This is a genomic window from Pandoraea pnomenusa, from assembly GCF_000767615.3.
Classification (GTDB): Bacteria; Pseudomonadota; Gammaproteobacteria; order Burkholderiales; family Burkholderiaceae; genus Pandoraea; species Pandoraea pnomenusa.
In genome coordinates, this window is sequence record NZ_CP009553.3 from 3,318,354 (window position 1) to 3,336,482 (window position 18,129).

Genomic DNA, 18,129 nt, shown 5'->3' on the forward strand with positions numbered 1-18,129 from the left:
ATGCCCTGTGACACCTCGGGGCGACGGGCCCGCGCTTTTCATTTCCGATCTTCACCTCTCGCCGGCGCTGCCGCGTACGGTGCAAGTCTTCGAGGACTTCCTGCGCGGCCCCGCGCGCGAAGCGTCCGTGCTTTTCATTCTCGGCGATCTGTTCGAATACTGGATCGGCGACGACATGCTCGGCGCCGACCTGCCACCCCGCCTCGCCCCCCCTGCCCCTGAAGTGTCCGGCCCCGAACCCCTGGGTGCGTTCGCCCGTCGCATGACGGCGGCCATGGCGGAATTGTCGGCAAGCGGTGTGCCCATCGCCGTGATGCGCGGCAACCGCGATTTCCTGCTCGGCGCGCGATTCGCCCGTGCCGCCGGTGCGGTAATGCTCGACGATCCGTGCGTCTTTTCGTTTCTGGGTCAGGCGCTCGTGCTCAGTCACGGCGACCAGTTGTGCACCGATGACGTTGGGTATCAGCGCTTTCGCCGCATTGCCCACTCGCCGCTCGGCAAGCGCTTTTTCCTGAGCCTGCCGCTGCGCCTGCGCATGGCGATCGCGGAGCGCGTGCGGCGGCGTAGCGCCGCCAAGGGTGCGCACCGCATGGGTTACGCGGACGCCAACGCCCACGCCATCGACGCACTGCTCGACGCCGCCGGCGAGCGCACGCTCGTGCACGGCCACACGCATCGGCCCGCGCGGCATGCCCACGGGCGTCGCGTTCGGTGGGTGCTACCCGACTGGGAGTTCGACGTGGCGCCCCCGCGCGGCGGCTATCTGCAATGGGATGCGCGCGGGTTGCGCGCCGTCGACCTCTCGCCCTCCCAGCCTTCTCAGCCCTGACGGCGCACGTCCGTCACATGTCCTGGATTTCCTTGCCGAGCTTGCGCAGCTCGGCGGTATCGATCTTGCTCGCGCCGAGCGCTTCGAGGTGTGCGCCGAGCTGATTGAGCGCCGCCACCATGACATCGATCTTGTGTGCCTGGTCGGTCGCGTTCTCGATCAACCCATGGATGGCCAGCGATACGGGATCGTCGGCGTTCGGCGCGATGCCGTACGCCGAGAACTCCGCCTTGCGTCCCTGATCATCCCGCCTTGCCTGCGCATCGTCCTTCGGCGCGTTCGGACGAATGACGCGCGCCGGATTCCCCACGGCGGTGCCGCCCGCGGGCACGGCCTTGACGACGACGGCGTTCGAGCCGATCTTCGCCCCTTCGCCGACCGTGAAGCCACCCAGCACCTTGGCACCCGCGCCGACGATGACACCGGCCTCCAGCGTCGGGTGGCGCTTGGCGCCGCGCGCCAGCGATGTCCCCCCGAGCGTGACGCCCTGGTAGATCGTGCAATCGTCGCCGATAACGGCAGTCTCGCCGATCACCACCCCCATCCCGTGATCGATGAAGACCCGGCGACCCAACGTCGCGCCCGGATGGATTTCGATCCCGGTGAGAAAGCGGGCGTACTGCGAGACGTATCGACCGAGCCACTTGAAGCCCGACGTCCAGCACGCGTGCGCCACGCGATGCAGCATGACGGCGTGCAAGCCGGGGTAGCACGTGAGGACTTCCCAGTTGCTGCGGGCGGCGGGATCCTTTTGCCGGATGGCGGCGATATCTTCGCGAAGACGAGTGAACATGAGCCTGATTCGATCCTGTGAAGCGCTTCCCGCCCACCCGGCAGAGGAGCGGCGGATCGGCGCGGAGGGTGATGTCTGGAGCAAGGGCACCGGCCGTGATCGGCGGGCGTTGCAGTGCGGTGTGAGTGACGGCGGCGCACGCAGCGGCGCAGGTCACTCGGGTCGGCGCAGGGCTAACAGTGCACGTGATAAGGCAGGGAGGCGGCGCAACGCTGGCGCAAACGGTTCATATCCGCGAAGGCTGATGAGCTTATGACGGGAAATTGTATGGCGTTTTCGCGAAGTTTGCAGGCGCGCAAGGTGCGCCACCTCAGCGGCGCACCTTGCGCTCGAGGATGTGCTTCGCGATACCCCGGAGGATGTTGACTTCCTCGCGCTCCAGATGACTCTTGGCGAAGAGCCGGCGCAGGCGCGTCATGAGCTTCTTCGGATTGTCGGGATCGAGGAAATCGAGGTCGACGAGCGCTCGCTCCAGGTGCGCGAGCATGCCCTCGACGTCGTCGCGCGTGGCGAGCGCCTCGTGCCCCGTGGCATCGATGACCGCGGGCGCCACGATCGGCGTGTTCATCGGCTCGCCCCGTTCGTGCGCCAGACACGCGAGGCGCACTTCGTAGGCGATCAGTTGCACCGCCTGGGAAAGATTCAACGAGCTGTACACCGGGTTGGCGGGGATGTGCACCAGCGCGTTGCAACGCTCCACGTCGGCATTCGAAAGTCCGGTGCGCTCGCTGCCGAAGACGAACGCGACAGTCTCGCCCTGCCCCGCGTGCTGCACCGCCATCGCGGCGCTCTCGCGCGGCTCGGCGTTGGGCGGTCCGTATTCGCGCGAACGCGCGGAGAGCGCCACCGCCCAGCTCACGCCCGCCAATGCGGCGTCGAGGTCGGCCACGACCCGCGCGTTGGCCAGCACGTCGTCGGCCCCGCTCGCAAGCGCCACCGCGTCCGGATCGCGCAGAACGTCCGCCCCGGCACGCGGCGCGGCCAGCACGAGACTGCCGAACCCCATCGTCTTGATCGCCCGGGCTGCGGAGCCGACGTTCCCGGGATGGCTGGTCTCGTTGAGCACGAAACGCACTTGATCGAACAGTGGCGACGAATGAGTGGGAGCGGACAAAGGCATGGGACGGCGATGGTGGCGAAAAAACCTGATGAGGTGGAAAGGCAAGCACCCTGCGGGCGATCCGGCCCCCCTCAATGGGCGGCCCGGCGGCAAACGTCGCTATTTTGCCCTGAAATGCGCACGCTGCGGGCCGACTTACATGGCCCGCCCCCCAACGAAGGGTCCCTCGGCAAAACGTGAAAAAGGGTCAGAATCCACAGACACGCCAGCGCGTCGGCCGTATTTTTGTTAGAATGCGCGTTTTCGCCCGGCAATCGCCTCGACACCTTCGGGGGGTCGTGCTTGTCGGGCATCGCTCTTGCTCAATTTGTTCGCTTTGTCTGCCATGCCTGCCGGCCCGCCCAGAGAATGGGTTGCGCGTATCGTCGGCGGTGGCCTTAACAGGAATCTGTCATGCAGCATCCCATGCTCAATATCGCGGTGAAGGCCGCGCGCCGCGCCGGCAACATCATCAGCCGTGCCTCCCTCGACATCGATACTGTCAAGGTCAGCAAGAAGCAGCACAATGACTTCGTGACGGAAGTGGACAAGGCGGCTGAGCTGGCGATCATCGAAACCCTCCTCCAGGCTTACCCCGACCACGCCATCCTTGCCGAAGAAACCGGCGAGGAACATGGCAATGGCGATTCGGAATATCAGTGGATCATCGATCCGCTCGATGGCACGACCAACTTCATTCATGGTCTGCCCTATTACTGCACTTCGATCGCGCTTGCCCACAAGGGTATCGTCTCGCAGGCCGTGATCTATGACCCGACGCGCAACGAACTCTTCACCGCCTCGCGCGGCCGGGGTGCGTTCCTCGACGGCAAGCGCATCCGGGTGTCGCGGCGCGATCGCCTGGCCGACGGCCTGATCGGCACCGGATTCCCGTTCCGCGATCTGCAGGGCGTGGAGAATTACCTCAAGATGTTCGGCACGATGACCGAGCATTGCGCCGGCATCCGACGCCCGGGCGCCGCCGCGCTCGATCTGGCGAACGTCGCCGCGGGCCGAATGGACGGCTTCTTCGAACAGGGTCTGAACGCCTGGGACATGGCCGCCGGCAGCCTGCTGATTACCGAGGCGGGGGGTCTGGTGGGCAATTACACCGGCGAATCGAACTTCCTGTTCGAAGGCGAGATCCTCGCGGGCAATCCGAAGATCTACGCGCAGATGGTCAACCTGCTCGAAGGCTACTCGCGCACGCAACGACCGGCGTCGACGAAGCGGGCGCCCGCCCCGGCCGCCAAGGAAGACGGCCCACAGGCGTAATCGGCACGCCGCCGCTCACGAACGGATAGCCAAGGGCCGCAACGTACCCTCGCGCCCCGCGTAAAAAACCCCGGCGATGCTCGCGCATCCCGGGGTTTTTGCATGGTACGTCGCCACGTCGACACATCGGGCGCGGCGGCGTCCGCTTCAGCCGCGCTGGTCGCGCCGGTCGCGCTGGTCGCGATATCGGCGAGTGTCAGTTGCCAAGACGCGCCAGCACCGTGTCGCGGCCGAGCAACTCGAGCACGGCGTCGATCGACGGGGTGTGCGTGGTGCCGACCACCAGCAGACGCACCGGCATCGCGAGCTGCGGCATCTTCATGCCGTGCTGCGCGAGCGTCGCCTTGAACACCGGCGAGATCGCTTCCTTCTTCCACTCGGGCAGTGCCGCGAGCGCCGTGGCGAGATCCTTCACCGCGGCGCGTGCGGCGTCCGTCATGTGTTGCGCGAGGTCGGCGTCCGACGGCGCCGGCTTGCGATAGAACATTTCCGCGCTTTGCGCGATGTCCTTGACGGTATTCGCGCGGTCCTTGAACAGACCCACCACGCCGGAGAGCGACGGGCCGCCCTCGATCGACACGCCCGCCTTTTGCAGGAACGGCTCGGTCAACCCGGCCAGACGCTCGTTGTCGGCCTGCTTCAGGTACTGGTTGTTCAACCACAGCAGCTTTTCGGGATTGTGCTGCGCCGGCGACTTGCCCAGATGCTCGAGGTCGAACCAAGCGACGAACTGGTCGCGCGTGAAGACTTCCGCGTCGCCATGCGCCCAGCCGAGTCGGGCCAGATAGTTCACCACGGCCTCGGGCAGGAAGCCTTCTTCGCGGTACTGCACCACGCTCATGGCGCCATTGCGCTTGGACATCTTCTCGCCCTGGTCGTTGAGCACCGTGGGCAGATGCGCGTAGACCGGCGGCTGCTTGCCGAGCGCTTCGAAGATGTTGATCTGGCGCGGCGTGTTGTTCACGTGGTCGTCGCCGCGAATCACATGCGTGATGTCCATGTCGATGTCGTCCACGACCACGCAGAAGTTATACGTGGGCGTGCCATCCGGGCGCGCGATCACGAGATCGTCGAGTTCCTCGTTGGAGATTTCGATCCGCCCCTTGACCGCGTCCTCCCACACCACGCTGCCCGTGAGCGGGTTCTTGAAGCGCAGCACCGGCTGCACGCCCACGGGCGGCTCGGGCAGCACCTTGCCCGGCTCCGGACGCCAGCGGCCGTCGTAACGCGGCTTCTCGCCGCGCGCACGCTGCTGCTCGCGCAATTCGTCGAGTTCTTCCATGCTCATGTAGCACGGGTAGACGTGACCGGCAGCCTTCAATTGCGCGAGCACCTCGCGATAGCGATCCATGCGCTGCATCTGGTAGAACGGGCCCTCGTCATAGTCGAGACCGAGCCAGGCCATGCCCTCGAGAATGACCTGTACGGCTTCCGGGGTCGAGCGCTCGAGATCGGTGTCTTCGATGCGCAGCACGAACGCGCCGTGGTTGTGACGCGCGAACGCCCACGGATAGAGAGCGGAACGGATGTTGCCCAGATGGATGAATCCGGTCGGGCTAGGCGCAAAGCGGGTGCGGACAGTGGTCATGGTTTGGCTTCGGTGCATCGCGTCGGCAACAAACAAAAACGCCCGCGGCGGAAGGTCTCGCGCAGGCGGGTCGCCAACATTGGGAAGCCATCATTATATCAGCCGAGTGCGTGCATTCGCGGCACAGTCCGAGTGCGGCATCGGAATTTCCCGCCTTGCCCCTCGGACATCGCTCGCCCGCTTCGCATGACCTCGGCGGCAACGGTCCCCTGTAGCGCGCACCAACGCCGCACGTGGGCGATAATGCGCCATAGCCGAGCGTCGTGAGCCTCCGCCACGTGCCTTCCGAACCGCTTTCCGTCATGTCCGCCCCTATCCTCGAACTGCGCGAATACCGTCCAACGCACAGCACCGACATCCACGACTTTCACCAAGTCGTGATCGGGCTCTCGGGACGCATGGCGTTGTCGCTCGACGGCGAGACGGCACAGTCCGGTCGCGTGAGCGCGCGCAACGGCGTGGTGATTCCCGCCGGCGTGCGTCACGACTATCGCGGCGACGGCCCGAATCGCCAGGTCGTGCTCGACGTTCCCGCGCGCGTGGCCGAGATCACCGGCACCGCACGCGCGTTTGCGCATGAGGCCTTCTTCGCGCTCGACGCCCGGCTGCTGGCGCTCGCACAATGTGTGAGTGCGAGCCTCGCTCGCGGGCAACCGCTCAACGAACACGACCCCGTCGTGCGCGAATGGCTCATGGCGCTGACGTCGCGACTGGCGCCGGCGCGCCACGCGTCTCGCACGGTCCGGTTGAATCTGGCCCACATCGACGCCCGGCTGCATGCCGACCTGGCCGCGCCGCCGGATACCGCGACCCTCGCGCGCGAGGCCGGCATGAGCGTACGCCACTTCCACGACTGTTTCGTCGCCATGGCCGGCGAGACGCCGCACCGTCACCTCATGCGTCTGCGGCTCGCCCGTGCAGCCGCGCTGCTCGTGGCCGACGACACCGCGCTCGCGGACATCGCACTGGAGGTTGGATTCAACGACCAGAGCGCCCTGACCCACGCGTTTCGCCAGCACTTCGGTCTCACGCCCGCGACATGGCGACGCGAACATGGCGCACGCGACGCGGCGCACTGAGGCGCGTCGACGCCCCGTGTGCAGAAATTCACAAGCCGTCGGCCCAGCGATCCCGATACGCTCACGGGATTTTCAGGCATCGCAACAGAACCGGGAGCAGCCCATGGCCGAGATCATCGAGTGGCAGGATTTCGAGAAAGTGGAACTTCGTGTGGGGACGATCGTGACCGCACGCGTCAACGAGAAGGCGAAGAAGCCGGCCTACGTGCTGGAGGTCGACCTCGGGGAACTGGGTGTGAAGACGTCCAGCGCGCAGATCACGGTGCATTACACGCCGGCATCGCTCGTCGGGCGGCAGGTGCTCTGCGTATGCAATTTTCCGCCGAAGCGGATCGCCGGCATCGTCTCGGAAGTGCTCGTGACGGGTTTCGCGGACACTGACGGCGCGATCGTCCTCGCCGGTGTTGAACGTCCCGTGCCCAATGGGGCTCGCCTCCACTGAACGCCCCCCTCGCCCGGCGCCCGAAAGTTCCGACGACCCGACGAAATTCGTCCCGAAAATGACAGGGGGACGGCACCGAATGCCGAATTCCGTGTCAAATGGCGTCGCTGCCCGGCGCGCGACGATGGCGCCGGCAAGGATCGACGGGCACGCCGCGACGTGCCACGGGGTATTGGGGGATGATGGCTTGAAACCACTTCTGTATCGTCTGGGGCTCGGATTGCTCGGGCTTTGTGCGTTCTGGGCGCTGGGCATGCTCAGCGCCAACGAGCTGGGCAAGAGTGCCGCGCTCATGACCACGGCGCTGCCGGGACTGGCGGGCCTGTGCCTGTTGCTGCGGGCGCGGCCCGCCTGGTTCAGCGCGACCACGCTCGGCGTGATCGCCGTTTTCTTTCTCGACGCCGCTACGAAAGGTTTCCTGCGCGATTACTTCGGTTTGCGACCGAATCATCTGCTCGTGCTTCAGGCGGTGTTCAACACCAATGCATCGGAGACCGGCGAATTCTTCCGTCACAACTGGCGCGACGTGGCCGAGGCGAGCGCCGCCTTCGCCGGACTTTTCGCAATGGCCGTGGCGCTGGAGCGCTGTCTGTCACGCCGAGAGGCCGCCGGTGCGCGACCACCGCTGCGCCGTGGCGGCCAGATCGCGGTGGCCACCCTGCTCGCGGGCTTTCTCGCCCTGCATCTGAACCCGACGATGGCCAAGGAGAACCCGCTGCTCTACTGGCCGCTGCGCTATCTCGATTACAAGGGGCAACTCGCGCACGCCGAGAAGCTGCAACGCGAGCTCGAGCAAAGCATGGCGCAGCGCACCGACTGGCAGGTGCAATATCACGGTCCGGACCGCAAGACCGTGGTATGGGTCATCGGCGAGAGCCTGAACCGCAACAACATGTCGCTCTATGGCTACGCGCGCAACACCACACCGATGCTGGACACATTGCGCAGCGACCTGACCGTATTTCGCGACGTGGTGTCGTCCGAGCCGGCGACGATGGCATCGCTCATGAAGATGCTCACCCCCGCGAGTCTCGACGATCCCGACGCGTGGACACGCCAACCGGACTTGATCATGCTGGCCAAGGAGGCCGGTTTCCGCACGTATTGGCTCTCGAATCAGGTGCCCAATGACGGCTGGCTCGGCCTCGTCGCCAATCGCGCGGACGAACGCGTCTTCATCAACAAGGGGTTCGGCCGGGGCGAGAACAACTTCGACGGCAATCTTCTGCCGGCATTCGAGCATGCCCTCGCGAACGATGCCCCCCGCAAGCTCATCGTGGTGCATCTGCTCGGCGCGCATCCCACCTATGACATGCGCTATCCCGAGAGCTTCGCGCGCTTCCACAACACGGACGACACCGTAATGGCCGGGCTCGAGGCCCAGGGGCGCTCGCTCTGGGTGCGGCGCCTGCGCAACGAGTACGACAACGCCATCGCCTACAACGATTTCGTCGTCGCCAGTCTGATCCGCAAGACGATGTCGACCGATGCGTCGGCCGACGCGAGCCTGCTGTTCAGCTCGGATCACGCACAGGAAGTGGGGCATACCCGAAACCACACCGGGCAGTCGGTGGCCGACGCGTCGGGTTACGAGATTCCGATGATCGTCTGGACGCGCAGCGCCATCGATGCGCAACGCCGCGCCTCGCTGGAGTCGCGCCCTTACCAGACCGATCAGCTCGAGCATACGATGCTCGGCCTTCTGGACATCGGCACGCCCTACTATGACGCGTCGCGCGATGTGCTGAGCGATGCGTTCGTCCCCGCGCCACGCCGCATCAACGGCATGGCCTACCGACCGGCGGCAAGCGTGTCCGACGCGGCGTCCGGCGCGCAGCGCGCACGAGGCGCGCAAAGCGCCGGGAGCGGCGGGAGTGACGGGACGCGGCGGGAAGGTGCGTAACGCCAAAGTTCCCGCCAACAGTGCCCTTACCAGCGATGCCGGTTGAGTCGTCGCGACGTCGAATTCAACCGCAAGAAACGGAGCGTTTGATCACGGCCATCTGACTAGACTCCCTTCGAGATCCCCGCCTCGAAGAGATGCCGATGACAGACGCACCGCCGCCCCTGCCCCGCCACCCGTTGCCCGCCGATTTGCCGCCCGATGTACGCATCGATGCGCACATCGATGCGCACGTCGACTCGGAGTCCGATGCACACGCCGCGCCATGCACCGGCGAGTCGATGCATGTGCTCGTCACATCGCTCTCGCGCGCGAACCTCGCTGCGCAATTCAGCGAACAGATGACGCTGGCGGTCATCCCGATCGTGGCCGTCATCGCGTTGCGCGCCTCAGCCGAGCAGACCGCCACGTTGCAAGCGGCCACCACGTTGCCGTTTCTGCTGCTCTCTCTGCCTGCCGGCGTGCTTGCGGACCGTTATCGTCGCAAGCCGCTCATGATCTCGACGGAGCTGCTGCGTGCCGCGGCGCTCCTCGTGCTCTTCCTCCTGTTCCGGATGCACTGGCTCACGCTCGCTTCACTGGGCGCGCTGGGCTTCGCGATAGCGACGGGGACCGTGGTCTTCGGCGCGGCGGCCCCCTCGCTGGTCGCCGCGCTCGTCGGCCCGGCCCATCTGCTCACCGCGAACCGGCGATTGGAGACGGCCCGCAGCGTTGCCTTCACCGCCGGACCAGCCATCGGTGGCGTGCTGGCGGGCGTGGCCTCCGGGCTGTTCGCCTTCGCGACCGCCCTCGCGCTGTCGCTCGCCAGCGCATTCTGGCTGTCCCGGCTGCCAGCGGAAACCCCGCGCACCGGTGCGCGACGACACTTCGTTCATGAACTCGGCGAAGGGGTGCGTTTCATCGTCCGCAATCGGTATCTGCGCCCCATCGTGGCGACGGCGTTCGTCTTCAATACCGCGTGGTATCTGCTGTTGTCCGTCTTCGCGTTCCACGCCATCGACGCACTCGGGTTCTCGCCGCAAGCGGTCGGCGCCGCGCTGGGGACCTATGGATTCGGGATGGTGTGCGGGGCGATGGGTTACGCACGTGTGGCAAACCGCCTGCGCTTCGGACGGCAGATCCTCCTTGGCCCGATCTGCGCCGCGCTCGCGGCACTGCTGATGTGCGCCACCACCGTGGTGCCGCGCGGTCCCGGCGCCTACGGCGTCGTGTTCGCGGCCTTCTTCCTGTTTGGCTTCGGCCCGATCGTCTGGACAATCTCCACGACGTCGCTGCGCCAGATCGTCACCCCCGGCGGCCTGGTCGCGCGCGTGTCGGCTGTCACGATGACGGCAACCTTCGGCGCACGACCGTTAGGTGCGTTTCTGGGGGCCGCAATCGCATCCGGGCACGGCGCAAAAGCCTGTCTTTTTGCCATGGCCGTCGGCTTCGGCATGCAGCTTGCCATCATCGCCCGCTCGCCCGCGGCGCGCCTTGCGTCGCTCGAAGCCGCGGATAGCGGCCAATCGCGTTAGACGCGGCTGGGATCGCCCGGCCGTCGGGACGATCTCGCATGACGCGTAGTCGTCCCGAAGCACCGTTCATTGTGCGTGCAGCACCTCGCGAAGCGCATCGGTCAGCGCCTGGCACTCCGCTTCCGTCCCCACCGTAATGCGCAGGAACTGCGCAATGCGCGCCTGCTTGAAGTGACGCACGATGATCGAGCGCTCGCGCAGCGCGGCGGACAGTTGCGCCGCGTCGTGCGACGGGTGACGCGCGAACACGAAGTTCGCGGCAGACGGCAGCACCTCGAAGCCGAGGGCCGTCAGCCGCGCCACCAGCGCCTCGCGGCTGGCGATCACCGCGCGCCGCGTCTCGTCGAAATACGTCTCGTCCTCGATGGCCGCCACACCGGCCGCTTGCGCGAGCCGATCGAGCGGATACGAGTTGAAGCTGTTCTTCACGCGCTCGAGCGCTTCGATCAGGTCGGGATGCCCCATGGCGAAGCCCAGGCGCAGCCCCGCGAGCGAGCGGGACTTCGACAGCGTTTGCACGACCAGAAGATTCGGATATCTGCCGATGAGCGTCGCGGCGCTCTCGCCACCGAAATCGATGTACGCCTCGTCGATCACCACCACCGAATCCGGATTGCCCGCCAGCAGCCGTTCGATCTCGCCCGAGGCCAGCACGCGCCCCGTCGGGGCATTGGGGTTGGGGAAGATGATGCCGCCGTTGGGCTTCAGGTAATCGTCGACACGGATTTCGAACGTCTCGGTGAGCGGCACGTTCTCGAAGGCCACGCCGTACAGCCCGCAGTACACCGGGTAGAAGCTGTAGGTGATGTCCGGATAGAGAATCGGCTTGTCGTGCTTGAGCAAGCCTTGAAACACGTTTGCCAACACCTCGTCGGACCCGTTACCCACGTGCACATTCGCCACGTCCAGACCGAAACGCCTGGCAATGGCCTGCTTGAAGCGACGCGCGTCAGGATCGGGGTAAAGCTTGAGCGCGTCCGCATCGCTGCCGAGCGCCTCGCGAATCGCGGCGAGCACCCGCGGCGACGGCCCGTACGGATTCTCGTTGGTATTGAGTTTGATGAGCCGCTGCATCTGCGGCTGCTCACCGGGGACGTACGGCGTCAGGTTGGCAACGCCCGCACTCCAGAATCGGCTCATGACGTCGGCTCCACTCACTTTGCGAAACCGCGCGCCAGATCCGCCTGGATGTCGGCCGGCGACTCCAGCCCCACGGCCAGGCGAATCAGCCCCTCCGTGATGCCGGCGGCCGCGCGGGCCTCGGGCGTGATGCGACCGTGCGTGGTGCTCGCCGGATGCGTGATCGTCGTACGCGTATCGCCGAGGTTACCCGTGATCGAACACACCTGCGAGTTGTCGATCACACGCCATGCGTTCTCGCGTTGCTCGGCCGGTGTTGCCCCCTTGAGCTCGAAGGCCACGATCGCGCCGCCCGCCTTCTGCTGACGCTGGGCCAGGGCGTACTGCGGGTGCGACGGCAGCCCGGGGTAGTACACACGCGCGACCTGCGGCTGTTTCTCGAGCCATTGCGCAATGATCAGTGCGTTCGCGGATTGCTTCTCCACGCGCAGCGACAGCGTCTCCATGCCCTTGAGCAGCACCCATGCGTTGAACGCCGAGAGCGTGGGGCCCGCGCTTCGCACGAACGGGAAGACCTTGCCCATGATGAATTCCTTCGTACCGACGATCGCGCCGCCCAGCACGCGGCCCTGGCCATCCAGATACTTGGTCGCTGAGTGCACGACGACGTCGGCGCCATACTCGATCGGGCGCTGCAATGCCGGGGTGCAGAAGCAGTTGTCGACGACGAACAGCGCGCCCGCTTCCTTCGCGATCTTGCCGATGGCGGTAATGTCGGCGATATCGGTGAGCGGGTTCGACGGCGTTTCCAGGAAGAACATCTTCGTGTTCGGTCGAATCGCCGCGCGCCAGGCGTCGAGATCCGTGGGATCGACGAACGTGGTCTCGACACCGAAGCGATTGAAGATCGTGGAGAAAACGTTGAGCGTGGAGCCGAAAATACTGCGCGAACTCACGAGATGGTCGCCGGCGGACAGCGCCGACATCACGACCGAGACGATCGCGCTCATGCCCGAGGCGGTCGCCATGCACGCCTCGGCGCCTTCGAGCGCGGCCAGTCGATCCTGGAACATCGACACGGTCGGATTGGTGAAGCGCGAGTAGGTGAAGCCCTCCTCCGAATGCGCGAAGCGTTCGGCGGCTTCGGCCGCGCTCTTGAAGACAAAGCTCGAGGTCAGGTACAGCGCCTCGGAATGCTCACCAAACTCGGAGCGCTGCGTGCCCGCGCGCACCGCCAGGGTGTCGAAATCGAAGGAGTCCATCGTATATCTCGTCATTGGATCGGCCCGCCCGTCGGCCAAAAAAAGAAAAGCCCGTTTCGCTGGTCAGCAAAACGGGCTCGAAATCCATCTGTCTAGGCCTCGCTTTAGCTGTTTCGGGGAGATTCCCCCACGTCCGCAAGCTGAAATCAAATCGACGTGAGAAGCAGTGTAGCACGTTGCCGGCAACGCAGAAACTTTGGCGCCGCGCACCCGGATCGCGTCCGGCCCAAGCCCGCGGTCCGCCCCGGATGCCCGAAGCTTGCCGCCATGGCCGGCCCGGCGACGCGTCTGTCAGAGGCCAAGCTGAGCCCCGCGCGGCTCATTGTCATCGCCCTCGTTAGCTTCCACGACAGGCGCCTTCGGCGCCTTGCGCTGCTGCTCCAGGCGATTGAGGTATTCCGGCGTGACATCGCCCGTGATGTAGTTGCCGTCGAAGCACGAGGCGTCGAAGTCGGTCAGCGCCGGATTGATGTCGCGCACGGCGGCCTTCATGTCCTCGACGTCCTGATAAATCAGTTCGTCGGCGCCGATGATTCGCGCCACTTCCTCGTCGCTGCGGTCATGAGCGACCAGTTCGCTGCGCGTGGGCATGTCGATGCCGTACACGTTCGGGAATTTCACGGGCGGCGCGGCCGAGGCGAAGATCACCTTGCGGGCGCCGGCGTCGCGCGCCATCTGCACGATTTCCTGGCTGGTCGTGCCACGTACGATCGAATCGTCGACGATGAGCACGTTCTTGTCCTTGAACTCGACGCGCATCGCGTTGAGCTTCTGGCGCACCGACTTCTTGCGCATGGCCTGACCCGGCATGATGAAGGTGCGGCCAACGTAGCGGTTCTTGAAAAAGCCTTCACGGTAGTTCAGGCCCAGGCGCTTGGCGACCTGCATGGCAGCCGGACGGCTCGAGTCCGGAATCGGCATGACCACGTCGATGTCCTGGTAGTCGAGTTCGCGGCGGATCTTCTCGGCGAGATAGTCGCCCATGCGCAGGCGGGCATCGTAGACCGGCACGCCGTCGAGCACCGAGTCCGGGCGCGCCAGATACACGAGTTCGAAAATGCAGGGATGCATCGACGCCGACGTCGCGCATTGCTGCGAGGTCAGCTCACCGTCGTTGCTGATGAAGACCGCTTCGCCCGGCTTGACGTCGCGCTCGAACGCGAAGCCCATGCCTTCGAGCGCCACCGATTCCGACGCCACCATCCACTCCGTGCCGTTCGGGCCGTCGAAGCGGCCGATACACAGGGGACGAATGCCGTTCGGATCGCGAAACGCGAGCAGGCCGAAGCCCGAGATGATCGAGACGATCGCGTACGATCCGCGCAGCCGGCCGTGCACCTTGCCGACCGCCTCGAACAGCGAAGCGACGGTCAGGCCATCGCGCGAACTACGTTCGAGTTCGTGCGCGAGCACATTGAGCAGCACTTCGGAATCGGAGGTGGTGTTGATGTGGCGACGGTCGACCCGGAACATCTCGTCCTTGAGCTGTTCCCAGTTCGTCAGGTTGCCGTTGTGGGCGAGTACGATGCCGTACGGCGCATTCACGTAGAACGGCTGCGCCTGCGCGGCACTCGACGATCCCGCCGTCGGGTAACGCACCTGGCCAATGCCGACGCTGCCCGGCAAGTCGCGCATGTTGCGCGTGCGGAACACGTCCCGCACCATGCCGTTGCCCTTGTGCATGTAGAAGGACTGGCCATCCGTCGTCGCGATACCGGCGGCGTCCTGGCCGCGGTGCTGCAGGAGCAGCAGACTATCGTAGATGAACTGGTTGACCGGGGATTTGGAGACTACACCGACGATGCCACACATGGCATGAATCCTTCAAAAAACATCGAAATCTGCATCAAACGGACTGTATTATCCGTCATTCGGAAACCTTGTGCAGGCCGGTCGACGGCGTGGACGATCCGCCCACCCCACCGCTGCGCATGCCCCAGCCCGGCGACCCATCGCCGCCGCCCTGCACGCTCAGGCCGCTGCCGCCCGACGATCCGGTACCGTGCCCGGCCAGCGCATTCGCCGCTCCGCTCACCGCATTCGTCGCGCCGCCCATCAGGTTCGACAATCGGCTCGACATCGCACCACCGCCCGCGCCGCCCGTTTTGTCCACGTCGCTCATCGCGCCGGCCGCCCCCGTGTTGCCTGGCCTGCCGCGCACATGACCGCCCTCGATCACTTCCGGCCCTGCCCGCCCGCCTGGCGACGTCATGCCCCGGTAAGGCTCCAACTGGGGCAAGGGGATCGACGTCCCCAACGGATTCGTGCTCGGTATCGCCGCATCGGGCTTGTGCAGGTAGTGCTGCACCGGTTCGGGCAGGTAAGGCATCAGACGTTCGAGCCCCGCTTCCACCCAGGGCCTCACCAGCGAGTTCTGCCAGACCGGCTCCTTGGGCAATGCCGTTAACTTGGCGGCGACCATCAGGACCATCAAGAGCAAAACACCGCGAACAATACCGAACAACATGCCTAATCCGCGATCGGCCGGTCGCAGGCCGATCAAATCGGTCATGCGCCCCACCAGCGCGCTCACGATTCCCGCGCCGAACACCACGGCAACGAGCACCAGCAGGAAGCCCAGTGCACCCTGCGTCATCTCGCCGCCCGGCAGGTCCGCCGGCAGCCAGTGCGCCACCGTCGGGCCGAAAGCGCGCGCGACGAAGAACGCAACCACCCAGCCGACGAGATTGAACAGCTCGCGCACCAGACCGCGCAGCATACCCAGCAACATCGAACCCAACAGGATCGCAATGGCCGCGTAATCCACCACGGTCAGCAGACCGCCATGCATGGAATTGCCCAACTCAGCCTGCCTCGGCGACCTGCGCCGTCAGTCCGGCATCGCGAATCTTCTTGCCCGCGGCTTCCGCACTCGCGCGATCGGGGAAGGGACCTGCGCGCAGCAGGTAAAGCTCACGACCGTCGACCGCGCTCTTCACCATATAGCTCGGCACGTTCACGAGCTTGAGCTTGACGAGCCACGCCTGGGCACGATCCTGGGTCGAGAACGCCCCGATGCGCACGAGGTATTTGCCACCCGACGCGGCCGGCTTTTGCGTCGCGTCATGATTGTCGGCCGACCTGGCGGGCCTGGTGCCCGTGTTGTTCTGGGCGAACTGTGCGATCGGGTCAGCGGCATTGCCGGACTGGGGCTTCGCCTGGGCTCGCGCGGTGTCGTGCGTGTCCGGCTTGGCCGCCGGCTTCGCATCGGCGTGCTGCTCGGGCTTTTTCGCGTCGGGTTTGTGCGCTTCAGGCTTGACTTCCGGCTTCACCTGCGCGACCTGCGGCTCCGGCACTGCGGTCGGTGCGGGGGCCACGGCGGCGGCGGGCGGCACGGCCGTCGGCGCCGGGGCCGGGGCCGGGGCCGGGGCCGGCTTGGCCGCGTTGGCCAGTGTGCTGCTGTCGACGGCCTCCTCGCCCTTGTCGAGCGACGCGTCGGACGGCGGCGTCGCGGCGGCCTGCGGCTTCACGCGCACGGGCGGCGAGCCGGCATCCTTGCCGGGAATCTGGATCGCGATGTCGTCGGCCGCCGGCTTCGGCTCCGGCGCGAGGACCATCGGCAGAATAATGACGGCGGCGAGCACCAACGCCAGCGCGCCGACCAGACGGCGGCGCGCACGTTGCTTCTCGGGCAGCAGCGGATCGAGTTGCTCGTGCTCGCTGTACTCGCCCCCTCCCGCCGCACGGGTGCCGGTTCGGCCGCTCCTGCGGCTACCGCGCTTCGGGGGAACGGCTTCGGCGTCTTTCTTGCGGAAGGAAAACAATCCCATAGGCCCTTGGCTCTGGTCGAAACTCGCGTCGTTGGACTGATCATCGCGCATCTGGTGCGGCATGCGCATGACATTTCTCGTAAGCAAATGTCACGGCAAAGGCACCTTCACGCATCAGTGGCGTTGCAGCTTGCGGTGCGACATCACACCCGCCACCGTAAAGAACGATCCAAAAACCACAATTCTATCATTCTCCCCGCACTGCTCGAGCGCGGCGGCATAGGCTTTCTCGGGGGATTCGAAGCTTTCGACGGAATGGTCGGCGTCCGGCTTGAACCCGACGGCCCGCAACTTCTCCTCGAGCACCGCCGGCCCTGCCGCGCGCCCGGTCGGCAGTGCGCACAGGCGCCAGTGATCGACCTTGTCGACCAGGTGGCGCAGCACGCCTTCGATATCCTTGTCGGCCATGGCGCCGAACACCGCATACGTGTACGGAAAGTAGCCCATGCCTTCGAGGTTGTGGCCAAGTGCCGCCGCGGCGTGCGGGTTGTGCGCCACGTCCAGCACCACCGCAGGGCGCCCCGGCAGCACCTGAAAGCGTCCCGGCAGTTCCACCGAGGCGAGTCCCAGACGAATGTCCTGTGCGGAGACCGGCAGCACGCTGCGCATCGATTCGAGCGCCGCGAGCGCCGCCGATGCGTTGAGCAACTGGTTCGCCCCGCGCAGCGCCGGGTATGCCAGCGCAGGACGGCGCATCTGGCGCCCGCCGTAGCTCCATTGCTGCTTGTCGCCCTGATAGTTGAAATCGCGGCCGAAAAGCCACAGGTCGGCGCCAATGCGCTCGGCCTCGGAGACGAGCGTGGCGGGCGGCATCGGATCGCCGCAAATGGCCGGCTTGCCCGCACGGAAGATGCCGGCTTTCTCGATGGCGATCGCCTCGCGCGTGTTGCCCAGGTAGCTCGCGTGGTCGATGTCGATGCTCGTGACGACCGCGCAATCGGCATCGACGATATTCACCGCGTCCAGGCGCCCGCCGAGCCCCACCTCGAGAATCACGGCATCGAGCCCGGCGGTGGCGAACAGATGCATGATCGCAAGCGTGGTGAACTCGAAATACGTGAGCGAGACCGGCGTCTCGAAGCTGGTGCGCGCCCGCTCGACCGCCTCGAAGTGCGGCAGCAGCGTAGCGTCGTCCACGACTTCGCCGTTCACGCGCGCGCGCTCATTGAACGAGATCAGATGCGGCGACGTGTGGCAGCCGACGCGGTACCCGGCCGAGAGAAGAATGGCCTCGATGAGCGCGCAGGTCGAACCCTTGCCGTTGGTGCCGCCGACCGTGAAGACGGGGCACGGGAATTTGAGCCCTAGTGCGTCTTTCACGCGGCCAATGCGCGCGAGCCCCATGTCGATACCCACGGGGTGGGCGGTTTCGAGGTGGGCCAGCCAGGCGTCGAGAGTGGAATATGTCGGCATGAATATACGGGGCAGAAAACAAAAACGCGGACGTCGTGTAACGTCCGCGCTGTTTGCTGCGAAATAAGGCGAATGATGCAAA

General features: G+C 65.8%; 15 protein-coding genes. 6 read left to right on the forward strand and 9 right to left on the reverse strand.

Annotated features, from left to right (window positions below; all coding sequences use genetic code 11):
* Positions 1-7: 7 nt before the first annotated feature.
* Entirely contained in the window at positions 8-829 is an 822-nt protein-coding gene (locus LV28_RS38855) for a UDP-2,3-diacylglucosamine diphosphatase (RefSeq protein ID WP_023596575.1), read from the forward strand.
* 13 nt (positions 830-842) lie between these two features.
* On the opposite strand, the gene cysE is transcribed toward LV28_RS38855, so the two are convergent.
* Positions 843-1,622: a serine O-acetyltransferase gene (gene cysE, locus LV28_RS38860; protein WP_023596576.1), complete on the reverse strand. Its 780-nt coding sequence runs from the start codon at positions 1,620-1,622 to the stop codon at positions 843-845.
* A gap of 310 nt (positions 1,623-1,932) precedes the next feature.
* Positions 1,933-2,742, reverse strand: a complete 810-nt coding sequence (locus LV28_RS38865; RefSeq protein ID WP_023873907.1) for an RNA methyltransferase — start codon at positions 2,740-2,742, stop codon at positions 1,933-1,935.
* Positions 2,743-3,135: 393 nt separating this feature from the next.
* On the opposite strand from LV28_RS38865, the gene LV28_RS38870 reads away from it, so the two are divergent.
* Entirely contained in the window at positions 3,136-3,996 is an 861-nt protein-coding gene (locus LV28_RS38870) for an inositol monophosphatase family protein (RefSeq protein WP_023596578.1), read from the forward strand.
* Between the two features lie 196 nt (positions 3,997-4,192).
* Here the strand turns inward: LV28_RS38870 and gltX are convergent, their stop codons facing one another.
* Complete coding sequence (gene gltX, locus LV28_RS38875; RefSeq protein ID WP_023596579.1) at positions 4,193-5,584, reverse strand: glutamate--tRNA ligase; 1,392 nt, start codon at positions 5,582-5,584, stop codon at positions 4,193-4,195.
* A 302-nt stretch (positions 5,585-5,886) separates the two neighbouring features.
* Between gltX and LV28_RS38880 the strand changes: the two genes are divergently transcribed.
* The 4 genes from LV28_RS38880 (at position 5,887) to LV28_RS38895 (ending at position 10,522) form a co-directional block, all read left to right on the forward strand.
* Entirely contained in the window at positions 5,887-6,663 is a 777-nt protein-coding gene (locus tag LV28_RS38880) for a helix-turn-helix transcriptional regulator (protein ID WP_038620749.1), read from the forward strand.
* A 103-nt stretch (positions 6,664-6,766) separates the two neighbouring features.
* A complete protein-coding gene (locus tag LV28_RS38885; RefSeq protein ID WP_025249339.1) occupies positions 6,767-7,105 on the forward strand; it encodes a tRNA-binding protein in 339 nt (112 codons plus the stop codon).
* Between the two features lie 187 nt (positions 7,106-7,292).
* Positions 7,293-9,008 (forward strand): phosphoethanolamine transferase, encoded by a 1,716-nt coding sequence (locus LV28_RS38890; RefSeq protein WP_115344654.1) that lies wholly within the window; start codon positions 7,293-7,295, stop codon positions 9,006-9,008.
* Positions 9,009-9,151: 143 nt separating this feature from the next.
* Positions 9,152-10,522 (forward strand): MFS transporter, encoded by a 1,371-nt coding sequence (locus LV28_RS38895; RefSeq protein WP_255315218.1) that lies wholly within the window; start codon positions 9,152-9,154, stop codon positions 10,520-10,522.
* A 66-nt stretch (positions 10,523-10,588) separates the two neighbouring features.
* Here the strand turns inward: LV28_RS38895 and hisC are convergent, their stop codons facing one another.
* From hisC to folC, 6 genes are all read right to left on the reverse strand, one after another.
* Positions 10,589-11,662: a histidinol-phosphate transaminase gene (hisC, locus tag LV28_RS38900; RefSeq protein ID WP_023596583.1), complete on the reverse strand. Its 1,074-nt coding sequence runs from the start codon at positions 11,660-11,662 to the stop codon at positions 10,589-10,591.
* A gap of 14 nt (positions 11,663-11,676) precedes the next feature.
* A complete protein-coding gene (locus LV28_RS38905) occupies positions 11,677-12,864 on the reverse strand; it encodes an O-succinylhomoserine sulfhydrylase (RefSeq protein ID WP_023596584.1) in 1,188 nt (395 codons plus the stop codon).
* A gap of 291 nt (positions 12,865-13,155) precedes the next feature.
* Positions 13,156-14,676, reverse strand: coding sequence for an amidophosphoribosyltransferase (gene purF / locus LV28_RS38910; protein WP_023596585.1), 1,521 nt, complete (start codon positions 14,674-14,676; stop codon positions 13,156-13,158).
* Positions 14,677-14,731: 55 nt separating this feature from the next.
* Positions 14,732-15,655, reverse strand: a complete 924-nt coding sequence (locus LV28_RS38915; RefSeq protein ID WP_023596586.1) for a CvpA family protein — start codon at positions 15,653-15,655, stop codon at positions 14,732-14,734.
* 13 nt (positions 15,656-15,668) lie between these two features.
* On the reverse strand, positions 15,669-16,703 hold the full coding sequence (locus tag LV28_RS38920) for an SPOR domain-containing protein (protein ID WP_048806598.1): 1,035 nt from the start codon (positions 16,701-16,703) through the stop codon (positions 15,669-15,671).
* 45 nt (positions 16,704-16,748) lie between these two features.
* Complete coding sequence (gene folC, locus LV28_RS38925; RefSeq protein WP_023596588.1) at positions 16,749-18,047, reverse strand: bifunctional tetrahydrofolate synthase/dihydrofolate synthase; 1,299 nt, start codon at positions 18,045-18,047, stop codon at positions 16,749-16,751.
* Positions 18,048-18,129 lie beyond the last annotated feature (82 nt).